This window comes from Pseudomonas sp. TH43 (assembly GCF_016650635.1).
In the GTDB taxonomy this organism is placed as follows: Bacteria; Pseudomonadota; Gammaproteobacteria; order Pseudomonadales; family Pseudomonadaceae; genus Aquipseudomonas.
The window spans coordinates 1,075,324-1,091,529 of the sequence record NZ_JAEKFI010000003.1 but is presented as its reverse complement, the minus strand read 5'-3'; the positions used below and the strand labels follow the sequence as shown (position 1 = coordinate 1,091,529).

18 protein-coding genes and 1 pseudogene are annotated in these 16,206 nt (G+C 58.7%); 13 read left to right on the top strand and 6 right to left on the bottom strand.

The window, feature by feature from the left end:
• Positions 1 to 55 precede the first annotated feature (55 nt).
• Together JFT81_RS14625 and JFT81_RS14620 are read right to left on the bottom strand one after the other, a co-directional pair.
• On the bottom strand, positions 56 to 571 hold the full coding sequence (locus JFT81_RS14625; protein ID WP_160056083.1) for a L,D-transpeptidase family protein: 516 nt from the start codon (positions 569 to 571) through the stop codon (positions 56 to 58).
• Positions 572 to 666: 95 nt separating this feature from the next.
• A complete protein-coding gene (locus JFT81_RS14620; RefSeq protein WP_201227842.1) occupies positions 667 to 1,218 on the bottom strand; it encodes an NUDIX hydrolase in 552 nt (183 codons plus the stop codon).
• Positions 1,219 to 1,365: 147 nt separating this feature from the next.
• On the opposite strand from JFT81_RS14620, the gene JFT81_RS14615 reads away from it, so the two are divergent.
• The 5 genes from JFT81_RS14615 to purT all read left to right on the top strand — a co-directional run bounded on the left by JFT81_RS14615 (position 1,366) and on the right by purT (position 4,668).
• Positions 1,366 to 1,965 (top strand): CoA pyrophosphatase, encoded by a 600-nt coding sequence (locus JFT81_RS14615; RefSeq protein ID WP_201148424.1) that lies wholly within the window; start codon positions 1,366 to 1,368, stop codon positions 1,963 to 1,965.
• 62 nt (positions 1,966 to 2,027) lie between these two features.
• Positions 2,028 to 2,552: a gamma carbonic anhydrase family protein gene (locus JFT81_RS14610; RefSeq protein ID WP_003221962.1), complete on the top strand. Its 525-nt coding sequence runs from the start codon at positions 2,028 to 2,030 to the stop codon at positions 2,550 to 2,552.
• Positions 2,549 to 2,764, top strand: coding sequence for a DUF1289 domain-containing protein (locus JFT81_RS14605; RefSeq protein WP_201227841.1), 216 nt, complete (start codon positions 2,549 to 2,551; stop codon positions 2,762 to 2,764). The genes JFT81_RS14610 and JFT81_RS14605 overlap by 4 nt, the downstream gene beginning before the upstream one ends.
• A gap of 154 nt (positions 2,765 to 2,918) precedes the next feature.
• Entirely contained in the window at positions 2,919 to 3,386 is a 468-nt protein-coding gene (locus tag JFT81_RS14600) for a VUT family protein (RefSeq protein WP_201227840.1), read from the top strand.
• Positions 3,387 to 3,486: 100 nt separating this feature from the next.
• Positions 3,487 to 4,668 (top strand): formate-dependent phosphoribosylglycinamide formyltransferase, encoded by a 1,182-nt coding sequence (gene purT, locus JFT81_RS14595; RefSeq protein WP_201227839.1) that lies wholly within the window; start codon positions 3,487 to 3,489, stop codon positions 4,666 to 4,668.
• A gap of 97 nt (positions 4,669 to 4,765) precedes the next feature.
• Here the strand turns inward: purT and JFT81_RS14590 are convergent, their stop codons facing one another.
• The 3 genes from JFT81_RS14590 to ccsA form a co-directional block, all read right to left on the bottom strand.
• Positions 4,766 to 6,082 (bottom strand): MFS transporter, encoded by a 1,317-nt coding sequence (locus JFT81_RS14590; RefSeq protein ID WP_201227838.1) that lies wholly within the window; start codon positions 6,080 to 6,082, stop codon positions 4,766 to 4,768.
• Positions 6,083 to 6,384: 302 nt separating this feature from the next.
• Positions 6,385 to 7,626 (bottom strand): transporter associated domain-containing protein, encoded by a 1,242-nt coding sequence (locus JFT81_RS14585; RefSeq protein ID WP_201227837.1) that lies wholly within the window; start codon positions 7,624 to 7,626, stop codon positions 6,385 to 6,387.
• 12 nt (positions 7,627 to 7,638) lie between these two features.
• Positions 7,639 to 8,451 carry a cytochrome c biogenesis protein CcsA gene (gene ccsA, locus JFT81_RS14580; protein ID WP_201227836.1) on the bottom strand — a complete coding sequence of 271 codons (813 nt, stop codon included), beginning with the start codon at positions 8,449 to 8,451 and terminating at the stop codon, positions 7,639 to 7,641.
• A gap of 210 nt (positions 8,452 to 8,661) precedes the next feature.
• On the opposite strand from ccsA, the gene ffh reads away from it, so the two are divergent.
• From ffh to JFT81_RS14550, 6 genes are all read left to right on the top strand, one after another.
• Positions 8,662 to 10,038, top strand: a complete 1,377-nt coding sequence (ffh, locus tag JFT81_RS14575; protein WP_008081630.1) for a signal recognition particle protein — start codon at positions 8,662 to 8,664, stop codon at positions 10,036 to 10,038.
• A gap of 249 nt (positions 10,039 to 10,287) precedes the next feature.
• A complete protein-coding gene (gene rpsP, locus JFT81_RS14570; RefSeq protein ID WP_003185073.1) occupies positions 10,288 to 10,539 on the top strand; it encodes a 30S ribosomal protein S16 in 252 nt (83 codons plus the stop codon).
• Between the two features lie 5 nt (positions 10,540 to 10,544).
• Complete coding sequence (rimM, locus tag JFT81_RS14565) at positions 10,545 to 11,081, top strand: ribosome maturation factor RimM (protein WP_201227835.1); 537 nt, start codon at positions 10,545 to 10,547, stop codon at positions 11,079 to 11,081.
• 2 nt (positions 11,082 to 11,083) lie between these two features.
• Complete coding sequence (trmD, locus tag JFT81_RS14560; protein ID WP_090281920.1) at positions 11,084 to 11,836, top strand: tRNA (guanosine(37)-N1)-methyltransferase TrmD; 753 nt, start codon at positions 11,084 to 11,086, stop codon at positions 11,834 to 11,836.
• 45 nt (positions 11,837 to 11,881) lie between these two features.
• Positions 11,882 to 12,232 (top strand): 50S ribosomal protein L19, encoded by a 351-nt coding sequence (gene rplS / locus JFT81_RS14555; RefSeq protein ID WP_003175895.1) that lies wholly within the window; start codon positions 11,882 to 11,884, stop codon positions 12,230 to 12,232.
• 148 nt (positions 12,233 to 12,380) lie between these two features.
• On the top strand, positions 12,381 to 12,794 hold the full coding sequence (locus tag JFT81_RS14550) for an acyl-CoA thioesterase (protein WP_122598059.1): 414 nt from the start codon (positions 12,381 to 12,383) through the stop codon (positions 12,792 to 12,794).
• A gap of 117 nt (positions 12,795 to 12,911) precedes the next feature.
• On the opposite strand, the gene JFT81_RS14545 is transcribed toward JFT81_RS14550, so the two are convergent.
• Complete coding sequence (locus tag JFT81_RS14545; RefSeq protein ID WP_201227834.1) at positions 12,912 to 14,720, bottom strand: sodium:proton antiporter; 1,809 nt, start codon at positions 14,718 to 14,720, stop codon at positions 12,912 to 12,914.
• A 108-nt stretch (positions 14,721 to 14,828) separates the two neighbouring features.
• Between JFT81_RS14545 and xerD the strand changes: the two genes are divergently transcribed.
• Positions 14,829 to 15,725, top strand: coding sequence for a site-specific tyrosine recombinase XerD (xerD, locus tag JFT81_RS14540; protein WP_201227833.1), 897 nt, complete (start codon positions 14,829 to 14,831; stop codon positions 15,723 to 15,725).
• A 98-nt stretch (positions 15,726 to 15,823) separates the two neighbouring features.
• A pseudogene (locus JFT81_RS14535) lies at positions 15,824 to 15,949 on the top strand (tyrosine-type recombinase/integrase); the annotation flags it as partial.
• Between the last annotated feature and the right edge of the window lie 257 nt (positions 15,950 to 16,206).

Genomic DNA, 16,206 nt, shown 5'->3' with positions numbered 1-16,206 from the left:
GTACAGCTGAATGAGCACTTTATGGTGAGGGGATTTAGCGAAACGTCGCCATAGGTTAAGGGCGGATTTCGACCATCGTGCCGTCCGGCACCAGACTCCACACTTCGCGCATATCAACGTTGCGCATGGCGACGCAGCCGTCGGTCCAGTCGAGGGTGTGGAACAGGTCTTCCGGGGTTTCTTCCGAATCCGGCGTGCCGTGGATCATGATCATCCCGCCAGGTTCGACGCCTTCACGTCGGGCGCGTGCAGAATCGCTGATGTTCGGGTAGGAAATATGCATCGACAGGTTGAATTTGTCGCTGGTCTTGCGCCAGTCGATCCAATAGAAACCTTCCGGTGTGCGCTTGTCGCCTTCAATCAGTTTCGGACCTTTTTTCGCGCCTTTGCCCAGCGAGATGCGATAGGTCTTGAGTGGCTTGCCGTCGGCGATCAACTGCAGTTGATGAGCCGATTTGAGTACCAGGACTTTTTCGATGAGCGGGGTATTCGCAGGCGTCACGGTGGTCACGAATGACGCTTGGGAGACGGTAACGAACGACAGGCAGAACAGGGCAAGCAACCAGCGCATTGAAACGATTCCCCAAGAAGTGACGCAAACAGGTTTTATGTAGGAGCTGCCGCAGGCTGCGATCTTTTGATCTTCTAGCCGGTGCCATCACCGAATCAAATAATGACAGGCTGCACCAGCGGCGGAATCGATTCCGAACGAACCGGATACTCCTCAACACGCCGATCAGCGAAGAAGCATTCTAAGGTACGTCCCACCGTGCGGAAAGCCAGCTCGTCCCAAGGAATGTCGGCTTCGTCGAATAGTTGCACTTCGAGGCTCTCGGGGCCGGCAGAAAAGTCCAGATCGACCAGCTCGGCGCGAAAGAACACATGCACCTGACTGATGTGCGGCACGTCGATCAATGTGTAGATGCTCAGGTTGCGCACCCGCGCGCAAGCTTCCTCGGCGGTTTCGCGGATGGCGGCCTGTTCGATGGTCTCGCCGTTTTCCATGAAACCTGCGGGCAACGTCCAGTAGCCGAGGCGCGGTTCAATGGCGCGGCGGCACAGCAACACCTTCGTGTCCCAGGTTGCGACACAACCGGCGACGATGTTGGGATTCTGATAGTGAATGGTCTGACAGCTATCACAGACAAATCGCAGCCGCGAATCGCCTTCGGGAATGCGCTGGGTGACCGGGTTACCGCACTGGCTGCAAAATTTCATGCTGGGGTTCCTGAATGCTGCGCCTATCTTGGCGTGCAGCGGTGTCGGTCGGCAAGTTGTCGTTTCGCGACACGGCAGGTTTCGGGGGCTTGGGCGCTTGCATTGATTGGTGCATGATGCGGGGTAAGGCACAGATCGAGAACACTCATGCTGGACGAGCTACTGCATCGGGTAAGCAACCACACACCGCGCACGCTGGAGACCGACAAACGTTTCCCCGAGGCCGCCGTTCTGGTGCCGATCACCCGCAGTGACGAGCCGGAGCTGGTATTGACCCTGCGTGCCAGCGGACTCTCGACCCACGGCGGCGAAGTTGCCTTCCCCGGTGGGCGTCGCGATCCGGAAGACCCGGATTTGATCTTCACCGCTTTGCGTGAGGCCGAAGAGGAAATTGGCCTGCCGCCCGGACTGGTTGAAATCATCGGCCCGCTAAGCCCGCTAATCTCCCTGCATGGCATCAAAGTCACGCCTTATGTCGGCGTGATCCCCGATTTTGTCGAGTACCAGCCCAACGATGCTGAAATCGCCGCGGTATTTAGCGTACCGCTGGAGTTCTTTCGCAAAGACCCGCGCGAACATACCCATCGCATCGATTACCAGGGTCGCAGCTGGTACGTACCCAGTTACCGTTACGGCGAATACAAGATCTGGGGGCTGACGGCGATCATGATCGTCGAGTTGATCAACCTGCTCTATGACGCGAAAATCAGCCTGCATCAGCCGCCGAAAAGCTTTATCAATACCTGAAGCATCAACGGCTGAAGCCATCGTTCGAATGGCCAATCACCGTGAGCCCTGAGGAAAACAAGATGAAATACCGCTTGGGCGACGCCCGTGTCGACACCCATCCACAGAGCTGGGTCGCCCCCAATGCCGTGCTGGTGGGCAAGGTCAAACTGGAAGAGGGCGCCAACGTCTGGTTCAACGCCGTGCTACGCGGTGACAACGAACTGATCCTGATCGGCAAGAACAGCAATGTGCAGGACGGCACGGTGATGCATACCGACATGGGCTATCCGCTGACCATCGGCACCGGCGTGACCATCGGCCACAACGCCATGCTGCATGGCTGCACGGTTGGCGATTACAGCCTGATCGGCATTAATGCGGTGATTTTGAACGGCGCGAAGATTGGCAAGAACTGCATCATCGGCGCCAATTCGCTGATCGGCGAAGGCAAGGAAATCCCTGATGGTTCGCTAGTGATGGGCTCGCCGGGCAAAGTTGTGCGTGAACTGACCGAGCCGCAGAAGAAAATGCTCGAAGCCAGCGCCGCGCACTATGTGCATAACTCCCAGCGTTATGCGCGTGATCTGGTTGAGCAGGAAGAATGACTACACCCGAAAGACCGGTCGCCTCGCCGTGCGTGAATATCTGCGCGCTGGATGAGGAAGATATCTGCACGGGCTGCCAGCGTACGGTCGAAGAGATCACGCGCTGGAGCCGCATGAACAATGACGAGCGCCGGGTGGTGCTGGGGTTGTGTCATGAACGGGCGAAGGCGAGTGGGTTGGTGTGGATGATCCCCGGGAAATCAGGCGCCTGAACCAGCGCTTTCGCGAGCAGGCTCGCTCCCACATTGGAATGCATTTCAAAGGTGGGAGCGAGCCTGCTCGCGAAGAGGTCGCTAAGGTCACTGCAACTATTGGCGCAATACCATCGCTCAAGTAATCTGTGCGCCAATCTGCCAGGTCACCCCCATGATTTTCCTCATCGCCTACATCAGCAGTGTCGTGCTGATCAACTTCGCCTTCTCCACCGCGCCGCACCTGGACATCATCTGGTCGGCTTGGGGCGGCTTGGTCTTCATACTGCGCGATATGGTGCAAACCCGTTTCGGTCATGGTGCGCTGGTGGCGATGCTGACGGCGCTGGTGCTGTCCTACGTCACCTCCGATCCCTCCATCGCTTTGGCCAGCGCCACGGCGTTCGCGGTGTCCGAAATCATCGATTGGCTGGTGTTCAGCGTTACCAAGCGGCCGTTGCGTGACCGCTTGTGGATCAGTTCGGCGCTGAGCATTCCCCTCGATACCTTCATCTTTTTCGGCATGATCGATCTGATGACGCCGCCAGTGATCATCACCGCGCTGGCCTCGAAATTCGCCGGCGTTACCGCTGTCTGGCTGATCATGGCCTGGCGCGAGCGCAAACAGGCTGTCGCCAGCTGAAGCCAAACCCTCGCGTTCATGTAAAATGCCGCGCTTTCTCCCCATGGAAAGCGCGTCTGGCGTCGCTTTCCTCGATGATCCGCTTCTTTGAGGACCTGAGATGACCCGTATCGGAACTCCATTGTCGCCGACCGCGACCCGCGTATTGCTGTGTGGCTGTGGTGAGTTGGGCAAGGAAGTGGTGATCGAATTGCAACGCCTGGGCGTTGAAGTGATCGCCGTTGACCGCTACGCCAACGCGCCGGCCATGCAGGTTGCCCATCGCAGCCACGTGATCAACATGCTCGACGGCGCTGCCCTGCGTGCAGTCATCGAAGCCGAGAAGCCGCACTTCATCGTGCCGGAAATCGAAGCCATCGCTACCGCCACGCTGGTCGAACTGGAGGCCGAAGGCTTCACCGTGATCCCGACCGCTCGCGCTGCGCAATTGACCATGAACCGTGAGGGCATCCGTCGTCTGGCCGCCGAAGAGCTGGATCTGCCGACTTCGCCGTACCACTTTGCCGACACCTTCGAGGACTACAGCAAAGCGGTTGAGGACTTGGGTTTCCCTTGCGTCGTCAAACCGGTGATGAGCTCGTCGGGCAAAGGCCAGAGCCTGCTGCGCAGCACCGATGACGTGCAAAAAGCCTGGGATTACGCGCAAGAGGGGGGGCGCGCCGGCAAAGGTCGGGTAATCATCGAAGGCTTCATCGATTTTGACTACGAAATCACTCTGCTGACCGTGCGTCACGTTGGTGGCACCACATTCTGCGCGCCGGTCGGTCACCGTCAGGAGAAGGGCGACTACCAGGAATCCTGGCAGCCGCAAGCCATGAGCCCGATTGCTCTGGCGGAATCCGAGCGTGTTGCCAAAGCGGTGACTGAGGCGCTGGGTGGCCGTGGCCTGTTCGGTGTTGAGCTGTTCATCAAAGGTGATCAGGTATGGTTCAGCGAAGTCTCGCCGCGTCCGCATGACACCGGTCTGGTGACGCTGATTTCGCAGGATCTGTCGCAGTTCGCTCTGCACGCCCGCGCCATTCTTGGCCTGCCAGTGCCGCTGATCCGTCAGTTCGGCCCATCGGCTTCGGCGGTGATTCTGGTGGAAGGGCAGTCGACTCAGACGGCATTCGCCAATCTGGGTGCGGCGTTGAGCGAGCCGGACACGGCGTTGCGCCTGTTTGGCAAGCCGGAAGTGAACGGTCAGCGCCGCATGGGCGTGGCGTTGGCGCGGGATGAGTCGATCGAGGCTGCTCGTGCCAAAGCGACCCGTGCTGCTCAGGCTGTTGTCGTAGAACTCTAAATCGGGTCGCGGCATTCGCGAGCAAGCTTTGCTCCTACATAAGGTCGCGTTGCGACGCTGATCTGTAGGAGCAAGGCTTGCCCGCGATGGCGGTCTATCAGGCCACCTGATTCAGATCGTTATCCCGCGTTTCCTTCAAACACAGCACCGCAATCAGACTCAGCACTGCCGCCCCCGACACATACCCGCCGACGTAACTCAAGCCGCCCATCGCCACCAGTTTTTGCGCGAAGAACGGCGCCGCCGAGGCCCCGACAATTCCGCCCAGGTTATACGCCGCCGATGCGCCGGTATAACGCACGTGGGTCGGAAACAGCTCCGGCAACAGCGCCCCCATCGGCGCGAATGTCACGCCCATCAAAAACAGCTCGATGCACAGGAATAGCGCGACGCCCCAGGTTGAACCCTGCGTCAGCAACGGCTCCATGAGAAACCCCGACAGAATCGCCAGCACGCCACCGATGATCAGCACCGGTTTGCGCCCGTAACGGTCACTTGCCCAAGCGGACAACGGCGTGGCGGCAGCCATGAACAGCACGGCAAAACACAGCAGTCCAAGGAAGGTTTCGCGGCTGTAGCCAAGCGTGGACACGCCGTAGCTCAGGGAAAACACCGTCGAGATATAGAACAGCGCATAGCAAACCACCATCGCCGCCGCACCCAGCAGGGTTGGCGCCCAGTATTGGCTGAACAGCTCGACCAGCGGCATTTTTACCCGTTCCTGACGGGCGATGGCATTGGCGAACACCGGGGTTTCGTGCAGTTTCAATCGCACGTACAGACCGACCATCACCAGCACGGCGCTGAGCAGAAACGGAATACGCCAGCCCCAGCTGCGGAATTGCTCATCATCGAGCGTCATGGCCAAGGTCAGAAACAAGCCGTTGGCCGCGAGAAAACCAATCGAAGGGCCGAGCTGCGGGAACATGCCGAACCACGCCCGTTTGCCCTTCGGTGCGTTTTCCGTGGCCAGCAGCGCGGCGCCACCCCATTCACCGCCTAATCCCAAACCCTGACCAAAGCGCAGCACGCACAACAGGATCGGTGCCCAGGCGCCGATGCTGGCGTAACCCGGCAGCACGCCGATCAATGTTGTACAAACACCCATCAGCAGTAACGAGGCGACCAATGTGGACTTGCGCCCGATACGGTCACCGAAATGGCCGAACAACGCCGAGCCCAGAGGTCGCGCGAGGAAGGCAATGCCGAAAGTGAGAAACGCCGAGAGCATCTGTGCGGTGCCGGAGGTCTGCGGAAAGAACACCGGCCCGATCACCAGTGCAGCAGCGGTGGCGTAGACGTAGAAGTCGTAGAACTCGATGGCCGTGCCGATAAAACTCGCCGTGGCCACGCGCGTGGCGGAATTGGTCGGTTGGGCAGGCGCGGTGTCGCTGTAAGCGGTACTGGTCGTCATGCGGTGATCCCTGACAGTCATGAGCTCCGTTGGAGCGAATTATTATGGTCGAACACCCAGGGATGTGGGATGAGGCGCGAGCGCTGTTTCGAGTAGGAACAGTCGTCGGAGTACAGCGGAAATGGCCAAAACCGGTCTAGTGCGGGATAAGCACGCGGTTCGGCGAAGCTTGGGTAAGCTGATCCGATTATAGGAAGGGGGCTAACGATTGAACAAGAGCAAAAAGATCGCAGCCTGCGGCAGATCCTACATGGGGACGCATTCCAAATGTAGGAGCTGCCGCAGGCTGCGATCTTTTGATTTTATCTGACAGGCACCAGAGCTGGCACTGAAGAGGTATGCCAGATCAACACCTTGCTCACCCGATTATCCTCAGTCTCGAGAATCTCCAGCCGATACCGCCCAATCTTCAGGCAAACCGCACTGTCCGGGATGGTCTCAAGCGCTTCGGTCACCAGACCATTCAGCGTCTTCGGCCCATCGCTCGGCAAGTGCCAGCCCAGGCACTTGTTCAATTCACGGATCGACGCCGCCCCGTCAATCACCATTCGGCCATCAGCCTGTGGATGAATATGCGGGTTATCGAGGCTGTGCTCGCTTTCAAACTCGCCAACGATTTCTTCGAGAATGTCTTCCAGTGTGACGATGCCGAGCACTTCGCCGTACTCGTCCACCACCATGCCCAGTCGCCGCTGTTGCTTGTGGAAGTTCAACAGTTGCAGTTGCAACGGCGTACTTTCCGGAACGAAATAAGGCTCGTAGCTGGCCGCCAACAGCGCTTCGATAGTCAGATCACCATTGTTCAGCAGATGACGGATCTGCCGGGTATTGAGCACCGCCTCGACCTGATTGATGTCACTGTGAAATACCGGCAGGCGCGTGCGTTTGTTGTGGCGCAGTTGTTCGATGATCTCTTCGATCGAATCGTCGAGATTGATACCGTCGACATCGCTGCGCGGCACCAGAATGTCATTGACGGTGATGTTGTCCAGCGCGTGGATCCCCGAAACCGGATGCGCGTGCACCGGGTGCTCCGCGTCGTCGTGACGGTCGGCAGGCAAGTCATCTTCGCTCTGCTGCACCACTTGTGCCTTGCGTGTAAACGGGCTCATCAGCAAGCCACTGATGCGACTGAACAGCCAGGCAATCGGGTAAATGAGCTTCAGCGGCACGGCCAGGAAAGAGTTGCCGAAAGCCAGTACGGCGTCCGGATAACGCTTAGCGACGGTGCGCGGGAAGTAATCGGCGAACACCAGCAAAATAGCGCCGGCGCCAAGGCATGCTGCCCAAGGGCCGTTTTCTTCGCAGAGGAAAATTGCCAGCAACGTCGCAATCACGACCGCAAGCGCACGGCACAAGGTGTTGCAGAGGATCAGACTGTCGAGCGGGAAGCCCAGCTTCGCCAGCGGTTTATCGCTGGCGCGCGAGGCGATGCGTTGTGCGAGTAGATGTTGCTGCGCATTTTCGATGGCGGTAAACAGCCCCGACCACAGAATCAGCAGGACAAATACCGCAAGCATCGGCCCTATGGGCAAACCGTCCATTTATGCCGCCCGTCAGATGTGCAGGATGTATTCACGAACCAGTTTGCTGCCGAAATACGCCAACATCAGCAGACAGAAACCGGCGAGGGTCCAGCGAATCGCCTTGTGGCCACGCCAGCCGAGACGATTGCGTCCCCACAGCAGCACGCTGAAGACAATCCAGGCCAGGCACGCGAGCAGGGTCTTGTGCACCAGATGCTGGGCAAACAGGTTCTCGACGAACAGCCAGCCGGAGATCAGCGACAGCGACAACAGCGTCCAGCCGGCCCAGAGGAAACCGAACAGCAGGCTTTCCATGGTTTGCAGCGGCGGGAAGTTCTTGATCAGCCCGGACGGGTGCTTGTGCTTGAGCTGGTGGTCTTGCACCAGCAGCAGCAGCGCCTGGAACACCGCGATGGTGAACATGCCGTAGGCGAGGATCGACAACAGAATGTGCGCGAGGATGCCCGGCTCTTCATCGATGATCTGCACCGTACCGGCCGGCGCGAACTGCGCCAGCAGCACGGTAATCGCGCCGAGCGGGAACAGCAGCACCAGCAGGTTCTCCACCGGGATCCGCGAGCAGGCAATCAGGGTCAGGGCGATCACCGCCGCCGCAATCAGGCTGGAGGCGCTGAAGAAATCCAGGCCCAGACCGATCGGTGTCAGCAAATGCGTGAGCAGGCTGGCGCTGTGGGCCAGCACGGCAAGGATTCCGAGCGTAACCAGCAGGCGCTTGTTCGCCTTGGCGCCGGTGGCCAGACGGGTGCTCTGATAAAAGGTCGCAGCGGCGTATAGAAGGGCGGCGGCGAGGGTGGTCAGCAAACTGGGTGACAAGGGGAGCATAAATCCTGTTAGGCAAGCCCGAAAGGGGCTGAGTTTGGCATAGAACCGCCATGACACGAAAGACTCAGGAAGCTGACAGCGAGGTGTCCGCCAGACGCAGTCTTCGCTATAATCCGCGACCTGCCCACGCCGCAGGCTCGCCGAGCACATGTTGATTCCGGTCTGGGCCGCCATTATCCCGGTCTACACAGGGCCTGAAAGGATCGCGCAATGTTTGAAAACTTAACCGACCGTCTCTCGCAGACGCTGCGCCATGTCACCGGCAAGGCGAAGCTGACCGAGGACAATATCAAAGACACCCTGCGTGAAGTGCGCATGGCGTTGCTCGAAGCCGACGTCGCCCTGCCGGTGGTCAAGGACTTCGTCAATTCGGTCAAGGAACGCGCTGTCGGCACCGAGGTGTCGCGCAGCCTGACGCCGGGCCAGGCGTTCGTGAAGATCGTCCAGGCCGAACTCGAAAGCCTGATGGGCGCGGCCAACGAAGATTTGAACCTGAGCGCTGTGCCGCCTGCCGTCATTCTGATGGCGGGTCTGCAGGGTGCCGGTAAAACCACCACCGCCGGTAAACTTGCGCGCTTCCTTAAAGAGCGCAAGAAGAAGTCGGTCATGGTCGTGTCGGCGGACGTTTATCGTCCTGCTGCGATCAAGCAACTGGAAACCCTGGCCAACGACATCGGCGTGACGTTCTTCCCGTCCGACCTGAGCCAGAAGCCGGTCGACATCGCTACCGCGGCTATTAAAGAAGCCAAGCTGAAATTCATCGACGTGGTCATCGTCGATACCGCCGGTCGTCTGCACATCGACGAAGAAATGATGGGCGAGATCAAGGCGCTGCACGCCGCGATCAACCCGGTCGAGACTCTGTTTGTGGTCGACGCCATGACCGGTCAGGACGCCGCCAACACGGCCAAGGCTTTCGGTGACGCGCTGCCGTTGACCGGTGTGATCCTCACCAAGGTCGACGGCGACGCCCGTGGCGGTGCCGCACTGTCGGTGCGCGCAATCACCGGCAAGCCGATCAAGTTCATCGGTATGGGCGAGAAGAGCGAAGCGCTCGATCCGTTCCACCCTGAGCGTATTGCTTCGCGGATCCTCGGCATGGGCGACGTGCTCAGCCTGATCGAACAGGCTGAAGCGACCCTCGACAAGGACAAGGCCGACAAACTGGCCAAAAAGCTGAAGAAGGGCAAGGGCTTCGACCTCGAAGACTTCCGCGATCAGCTGCAACAAATGAAGAACATGGGCGGCCTCGGCGGCCTCATGGACAAACTGCCAAGCATCGGCGGCGTCAACCTGTCGCAAATGGGCAATGCCCAGAATGCTGCAGAGAAGCAATTCAAGCAGATGGAAGCCATCATCAATTCCATGACCCCGGCCGAGCGCCGCGACCCTGAGCTGATCAGCGGTTCGCGCAAACGCCGGATCGCCATGGGTTCCGGCACTCAGGTGCAGGACATCGGTCGCTTGATCAAGCAGCACAAGCAGATGCAGAAGATGATGAAGAAATTCACCGCCAAAGGCGGAATGGCGAAAATGATGCGCGGCATGGGCGGTATGTTGCCCGGCGGCGGTATGCCAAAAATGTAAAAAACTGGCCGGTCGTCGCACCGGCGCAGGCCCCGCAAGGACGCGGGATCAACAGCAAACCCGCACTCGGCGGGAGCTGACTGGCCGTTTTCATCGACGGCTCTATATGCAAATCTGCACGGCATGCCATAGGCGCCGGAAAAAGTCATTTGCAAAAGTCCGGATATTCCTTAGAATATGCGGCCTTTCGGGCACCCATGCCCGCTGTGCATTTAGATTTGCAGCACCGACTACAGGAACGATGTTCACATGCTAACAATCCGTCTTGCCCTTGGCGGCTCCAAAAAGCGCCCGTTTTACCACCTGACCGTAACCGACTCGCGTAACCCGCGTGACGGCTCCCACAAAGAACAGGTTGGTTTCTTCAACCCTGTTGCCCGTGGTCAGGAAATCCGTCTGTCCGTGAACCAAGAGCGCGTAGCCTACTGGCTGAGCGTTGGTGCACAGCCTTCTGAGCGTGTTGCTCAGTTGCTGAAGGAATCTGCAAAGGCTGCGGCCTGAGCAATATGAACGCGACGCCTGCTGTTGCCGATGATTTGATCGTTATTGGCAAAATTTATTCTGTTCATGGCGTTCGCGGCGAAGTGAAGGTTTATTCCTTTACTGATCCGACTGAAAACCTGTTGCAGTACAAAACCTGGACGCTCAAGCGTGAAGGCAATGTCAAACAGGTCGAGCTGGTCAGTGGACGCGGGAGCGATAAGTTCCTGGTCGCAAAGCTCAAGGGTCTTGATGATCGTGAAGAAGCTCGTCTTCTGGCCGGTTATGAGATCTGCGTGCCGCGCAACCTGTTCCCTGAATTGACCGACGGCGAGTACTACTGGTACCAGCTGGAAGGTCTGAAGGTTATCGATCAACTGGGGCAAATGCTCGGGAAAGTCGACCATCTTCTGGAAACCGGCGCCAATGATGTAATGGTAGTCAAGCCTTGCGCTGGCAGCCTGGATGATCGCGAACGCTTGTTGCCCTATACGGGCCAATGTGTGTTGGCAGTCGATCTGGCCGCGGGCGAGATGAAGGTGGATTGGGACGCGGACTTCTAAGCGTGGCTAACTTGCGCGTAGAAGTGATCAGTTTGTTTCCCGAGATGTTTTCCGCCATCGGCGACTACGGCATCACCAGTCGAGCGGTCAAACAGGGGCTCTTGCAGCTGACCTGTTGGAACCCGCGGGATTACACGACGGATCGGCATCACACTGTGGACGATCGCCCGTTTGGCGGTGGTCCGGGCATGGTGATGAAGATCAAGCCCCTGGAAGATGCTCTGGTTCAGGCCAAGGCAGCAGCCGGGGAGGCGGCGAAGGTGATTTACCTGTCCCCCCAAGGCCGTCAACTGACTCAGTCGGCGGTACGCGAGTTGGCACAATCGGATGCATTGATCCTGATTGCCGGCCGCTATGAAGGCATTGACGAGCGTTTTATTGAAGCTCATGTCGATGAAGAGTGGTCGATTGGCGACTATGTACTGTCTGGCGGCGAGCTGCCGGCCATGGTCCTGATCGATGCGGTTACACGACTGCTGCCTGGAGCTTTAGGGCATGCGGATTCCGCTGAGGAAGATTCCTTTACGGATGGTCTGCTGGATTGCCCGCACTACACCCGACCTGAGGTGTATGCGGATCAGCGTGTTCCCGACGTGTTGCTAAGTGGCAATCACGCGCATATCCGGCGTTGGCGTTTACAGCAGTCCCTTGGTAGGACCTATGAACGACGCGCCGATCTTCTGGAAAGCCGCTCGCTTTCTGGAGAAGAGAAGAAGCTGCTCGAGGAATACATCCGCGAGCGGGACGATAGTTAACAACGTATCGATGGTAGATCAGTTGATTTACCTTAGGAGCACAGCATGACCAACAAAATCATCCTTGCACTCGAAGCAGAGCAGATGACCAAAGAAATCCCTACCTTCGCCCCAGGCGACACTATTGTCGTTCAGGTGAAAGTGAAGGAAGGCGATCGTTCCCGTCTGCAAGCGTTCGAAGGCGTTGTAATCGCCAAGCGTAACCGCGGCGTGAACAGTGCGTTCACCGTTCGTAAAATCTCCAACGGTGTTGGCGTAGAACGTACTTTCCAGACCTACTCCCCGCAGATCGACAGCATGGCTGTTAAACGTCGCGGTGACGTACGTAAAGCCAAGCTGTACTACCTGCGCGACCTGTCGGGTAAAGCAGCTCGCATCAAGGAAAAACTGGCTTAAGTCCAGCTTCCGATGCAGAAAAAAGCAGCCTACGGGCTGCTTTTTTGTTGCCTGAATTTAACTGCCCTTATCCTGTAGGAGCTGCCGAAGGCTGCGATCTTTTGATCTTGTTTTCGATTTGCTGTCTGCTCTTTACGAGTCATCTCCCATGTCTACCCGCGACCAGGAAATCGAACGCCGTACCGAACTCTCGGTAACGCGCGTCACCAAAGCCGTCTTCCCGCCGACCACCAACCACCACAACACCCTGTTCGGCGGCACTGCGCTGGCATGGATGGATGAAGTCTCCTTCATCACCGCCACACGCTTCTGCCGTTTGCCGCTGGTGACCGTGTCCACCGATCGCATCGACTTCAACCACGCGATTCCGGCCGGCTCGATCGTCGAGCTGGTAGGCAAAGTGATCAAGGTCGGCAACACCAGCCTCAAGGTCGAGGTGGAAGTGTTTGTTGAAAGCATGAGTTGCGATGGCCGCGAGAAGGCTATCCACGGTCAGTTCAGCTTTGTCGCGATTGACGACGATAAGCGTCCAGTGCCGGTGCTCCCGGGTTTTGCTGCCTGATCTGAATCCGGGTAGCGCCCTTCGCGAGCAGGCTCGCTCCCACAGGTTTTGTGCCGGACACAAATGTTGTGTTCACCCCGATCACTGTGGGAGCGAGCCTGCTCGCGAATCGTCCTGTCAGGCGCTGGAAGTCTCCGGTTGTATCAACGCCAGCAACGTCCACCCCGATCCGGGCTTCAACGTAGTTTCCGGCGTCACCACATGCACCCAGCCACTGTCATCGCGCATGAACAGCAGGGTCGCCCGATTGCCATGCAGCGCGCAGTAGTCTTCCCAACCAAAGCCATCCGTCAGCGTCGTGCTGTATAGCTCGGCCCCTTGGCCCATCTGACTGGCCAGTTTCGCGTAAGTGAACGCCTCGCTGCCCAACTGATTGCCGCGATGCTCAAGACTTGCGCGGTGTTTGTCGCTACGACGGCTTTCCTGACCGCTCGCCAGCCCGAACAGGCGTTGATGACCGAAGTCATGGCGAAAGCGCATCGCCGCCAGTGTATTGAGCTCACCCGACGGCGACAGCGCCAGCAGATGCCCCAGCCCGACCAGATCCAGATGCGCGTCGGCATGTTGCGAAGCCGGGTTGCCGAAATAGGTCGGTAGCCCTTCCATACGCGCCGCGCGAATGTTTTCCCAGCTTGAATCGGTCAGCAGCACGCGGCTGCCCAATTGCTGCAGCGACTTGCCGAGCAAGCGTGAAGGTGCGTTGGCTCCGACGATCAGGAAACCGCTTGGCGCAGGTTCGGCAACTTTGAGCAATCGTGCCAGCGGCCGCGCGGTAGCACTTTGCAGCACCACGGTACCGATGATCACCGCAAAGGTCAGCGGCACCAGCAACAGCGCACCTTCATGGCCGGCCTCATCCAGGCGAATGGCAAAAATGGCCGACACCGCGGCCGCAACAATCCCCCGAGGTGCGATCCAGCACAGCAAGGCACGCTCACGCCAACTCAGGCTGGAACCCGCGGTGCTCAACAGGACGTTCAGCGGTCGGGCGATCAGTTGAATCACCAACAACAGAATCAACACCAGTGGACCCAGGCCGATCAGCGCGTTCAGATCCAACCGCGCCGCCAACAGAATGAACAGCCCGGAAATCAGCAAGACACTGAGGTTTTCCTTGAAGTGCAGGATGTGCCGCACATCCACACCTTTCATGTTGGCCAGCCACATGCCCATCAGCGTCACCGCCAACAATCCGGACTCGTGCATGACCTCATTGGACGCGATGAAAATACCCAGCACCGCCGCCAGCGAGGCGAGGTTATGCAGGTACTCCGGCAGCCACTGACGGCGAATCACCGTGCCGAGCAGCCAGCCGCCGACAATGCCGAACGCGGCGCCACACACGATCACGCCGCCGAAGGTCAACAGGCTTTGCTTGAGGCCATGGCCTTCAGCGCTGGCAATGATGAAGCTGTAAACCACGACAGCGAGGAGGGCGCCGATCGGGTCGATGACGATGCCTTCCCAGCGCAGAATATTGGCGATCGAGGCCTTCGGTCGCACCACGCGCAGCATGGGCACGATCACTGTCGGCCCGGTGACCAGCGTCAAGCTGCCGAAAAGGATGGCCAACATCCAGTCGAAGCCGAGTAAATAATGCGTGGCGACTGCGATGACGATCCAGGTCGAGATCGCGCCAATGGTCACCAATCGATGAACAACGCTGCCAATCTCCTTCCACTCCGACAGGTGCAGGGTCAGGCTGCCCTCGAACAGAATCAGCGCCACGGCCAGTGATACCAACGGCATCAGCAGTGGCCCGAACATTTCCTGCGGATCGAGCCAGCCCAGCACCGGGCCTGCGAGAATCCCGGTCAGCAACAGAAACAGGATGGCTGGCAGCTTCAAGCGCCAGGCCAACCATTGGCAGCCCAGCGCCGCCACGCCAATGGCGCCAAATGCCAAAAGAATTTGCTGCTCGTTCATTGATGCTCCCTGTTCCTTGAAATAGCGGGCTATGAAAGACTAGCGGCCATTTCTAACGTTCACTTCAAATTTGCGCGCCGTGCTTGTGCCTGCGTGTCTTGAGTCCCCATGCCAGCTATCGACCACCCGCTGATTGACCAATTTCTCGACGCTCTATGGCTGGAGAAAGGCCTGTCCGACAACACTCGCGACGCCTATCGCAGCGATCTGGCCTTGTTCAATGGCTGGTTGCGGGAGAAGGACCTTGAGCTGGTCAACGCCGGCCGCGAGCTGATCCTCGATCACCTGTCATGGCGCCTTGAGCAGAACTACAAACCGCGCTCCACGGCGCGATTTCTCTCCGGTGTGCGTGGCTTTTATCGTTATCTGCTGCGGGAAAAGATCATCAGCGTCGACCCGACCTTGCGCGTCGACATGCCGCAACTGGGTAGGCCGTTGCCCAAATCCCTGTCGGAAGCCGACGTTGAAGCGCTGTTGAAGGCGCCGGATCTGAGCGACGCCATCGGCCAGCGTGACCGCGCCATGCTCGAAGTGCTTTACGCCTGCGGGCTGCGGGTGACCGAGCTGATCAGCCTGACACTGGAGCAGGTCAACCTGCGTCAGGGTGTATTAAGGGTGATGGGCAAGGGCAGTAAAGAGCGCTTGGTGCCGATGGGCGAGGAGGCGATCGTCTGGATCGAGCGTTACATGCGCGATGGCCGTGGTGAACTGCTTGGCGGCCGTCCCAGCGATGTGCTGTTCCCCAGCCAGCGTGGCGAGCAGATGACCCGCCAAACCTTCTGGCACCGGATCAAGCATCAGGCCAAGGTCGCCGGAATCGGCAAGTCGCTGTCGCCGCATACCTTGCGTCACGCGTTCGCCACGCACCTGCTCAACCATGGCGCCGATTTGCGCGTGGTGCAGATGCTGCTCGGTCACAGCGACCTGTCGACCACCCAGATCTACACCCACGTCGCCCGCGCACGCCTGCAAGACCTGCACGCCAAACATCACCCGCGCGGCTAACACATCCACCATTGCTGGAATGCTGACCTGTGGTGAGGGGATAAATCCCCTCACCACAATAATGTGTGTCAGTCACATATGGGTGTAGCAGTTGCAGAGGCAGTGCGTTGCGCGTGGTGCAGATGCTGCTCGGCCACAGCGACCTCTCCACCACGCAAATCTACACCCGCGTCGCCCGCGCCCGCCTGCAAGAGCTGCACGCCAAACACAACCCGCGCGGCTGACACGTCTCTAATGTTGGAACACTAACCTGTGGCGAGGGGATTTATCCCCGTTCGGCTGCGCAGCAGTCGCAAACCCGGCTGGCTCGGTTTTGCGTGAAAGATCGCGATGGATGGTTTTAGGGCTGCTTCGCAACCCAGCGGGGATAAATCCCCTCGCCACAATAATGTGTGTCAGCCACATATGGTTGTGGGTCAGTTGTACAAGCATGAAGCTGTGTCAGTTACACATGAATGTATGGCGACAGGCGCATTCGGCC

Excerpts from the sequence above, each read along its gene's own strand:
- JFT81_RS14550 (WP_122598059.1), top strand. The coding sequence starts at position 12,381 with ATGTCTACCCGCGACCAGGAAATCGAACGCCGTACCGAACTCTCGGTA.
- JFT81_RS14590 (WP_201227838.1), bottom strand. The coding sequence starts at position 6,082 with ATGACGACCAGTACCGCTTACAGCGACACCGCGCCTGCCCAACCGACC.
- rpsP (WP_003185073.1), top strand. The coding sequence starts at position 10,288 with ATGCTAACAATCCGTCTTGCCCTTGGCGGCTCCAAAAAGCGCCCGTTT.
- JFT81_RS14615 (WP_201148424.1), top strand. The coding sequence starts at position 1,366 with ATGCTGGACGAGCTACTGCATCGGGTAAGCAACCACACACCGCGCACG.
- JFT81_RS14605 (WP_201227841.1), top strand. The coding sequence starts at position 2,549 with ATGACTACACCCGAAAGACCGGTCGCCTCGCCGTGCGTGAATATCTGC.
- purT (WP_201227839.1), top strand. The coding sequence starts at position 3,487 with ATGACCCGTATCGGAACTCCATTGTCGCCGACCGCGACCCGCGTATTG.
- JFT81_RS14620 (WP_201227842.1), bottom strand. The coding sequence starts at position 1,218 with ATGAAATTTTGCAGCCAGTGCGGTAACCCGGTCACCCAGCGCATTCCC.
- rplS (WP_003175895.1), top strand. The coding sequence starts at position 11,882 with ATGACCAACAAAATCATCCTTGCACTCGAAGCAGAGCAGATGACCAAA.
- xerD (WP_201227833.1), top strand. The coding sequence starts at position 14,829 with ATGCCAGCTATCGACCACCCGCTGATTGACCAATTTCTCGACGCTCTA.
- JFT81_RS14625 (WP_160056083.1), bottom strand. The coding sequence starts at position 571 with ATGCGCTGGTTGCTTGCCCTGTTCTGCCTGTCGTTCGTTACCGTCTCC.
- ffh (WP_008081630.1), top strand. The coding sequence starts at position 8,662 with ATGTTTGAAAACTTAACCGACCGTCTCTCGCAGACGCTGCGCCATGTC.
- rimM (WP_201227835.1), top strand. The coding sequence starts at position 10,545 with ATGAACGCGACGCCTGCTGTTGCCGATGATTTGATCGTTATTGGCAAA.
- JFT81_RS14600 (WP_201227840.1), top strand. The coding sequence starts at position 2,919 with ATGATTTTCCTCATCGCCTACATCAGCAGTGTCGTGCTGATCAACTTC.
- ccsA (WP_201227836.1), bottom strand. The coding sequence starts at position 8,451 with ATGCTCCCCTTGTCACCCAGTTTGCTGACCACCCTCGCCGCCGCCCTT.
- JFT81_RS14610 (WP_003221962.1), top strand. The coding sequence starts at position 2,028 with ATGAAATACCGCTTGGGCGACGCCCGTGTCGACACCCATCCACAGAGC.
- JFT81_RS14545 (WP_201227834.1), bottom strand. The coding sequence starts at position 14,720 with ATGAACGAGCAGCAAATTCTTTTGGCATTTGGCGCCATTGGCGTGGCG.
- JFT81_RS14585 (WP_201227837.1), bottom strand. The coding sequence starts at position 7,626 with ATGGACGGTTTGCCCATAGGGCCGATGCTTGCGGTATTTGTCCTGCTG.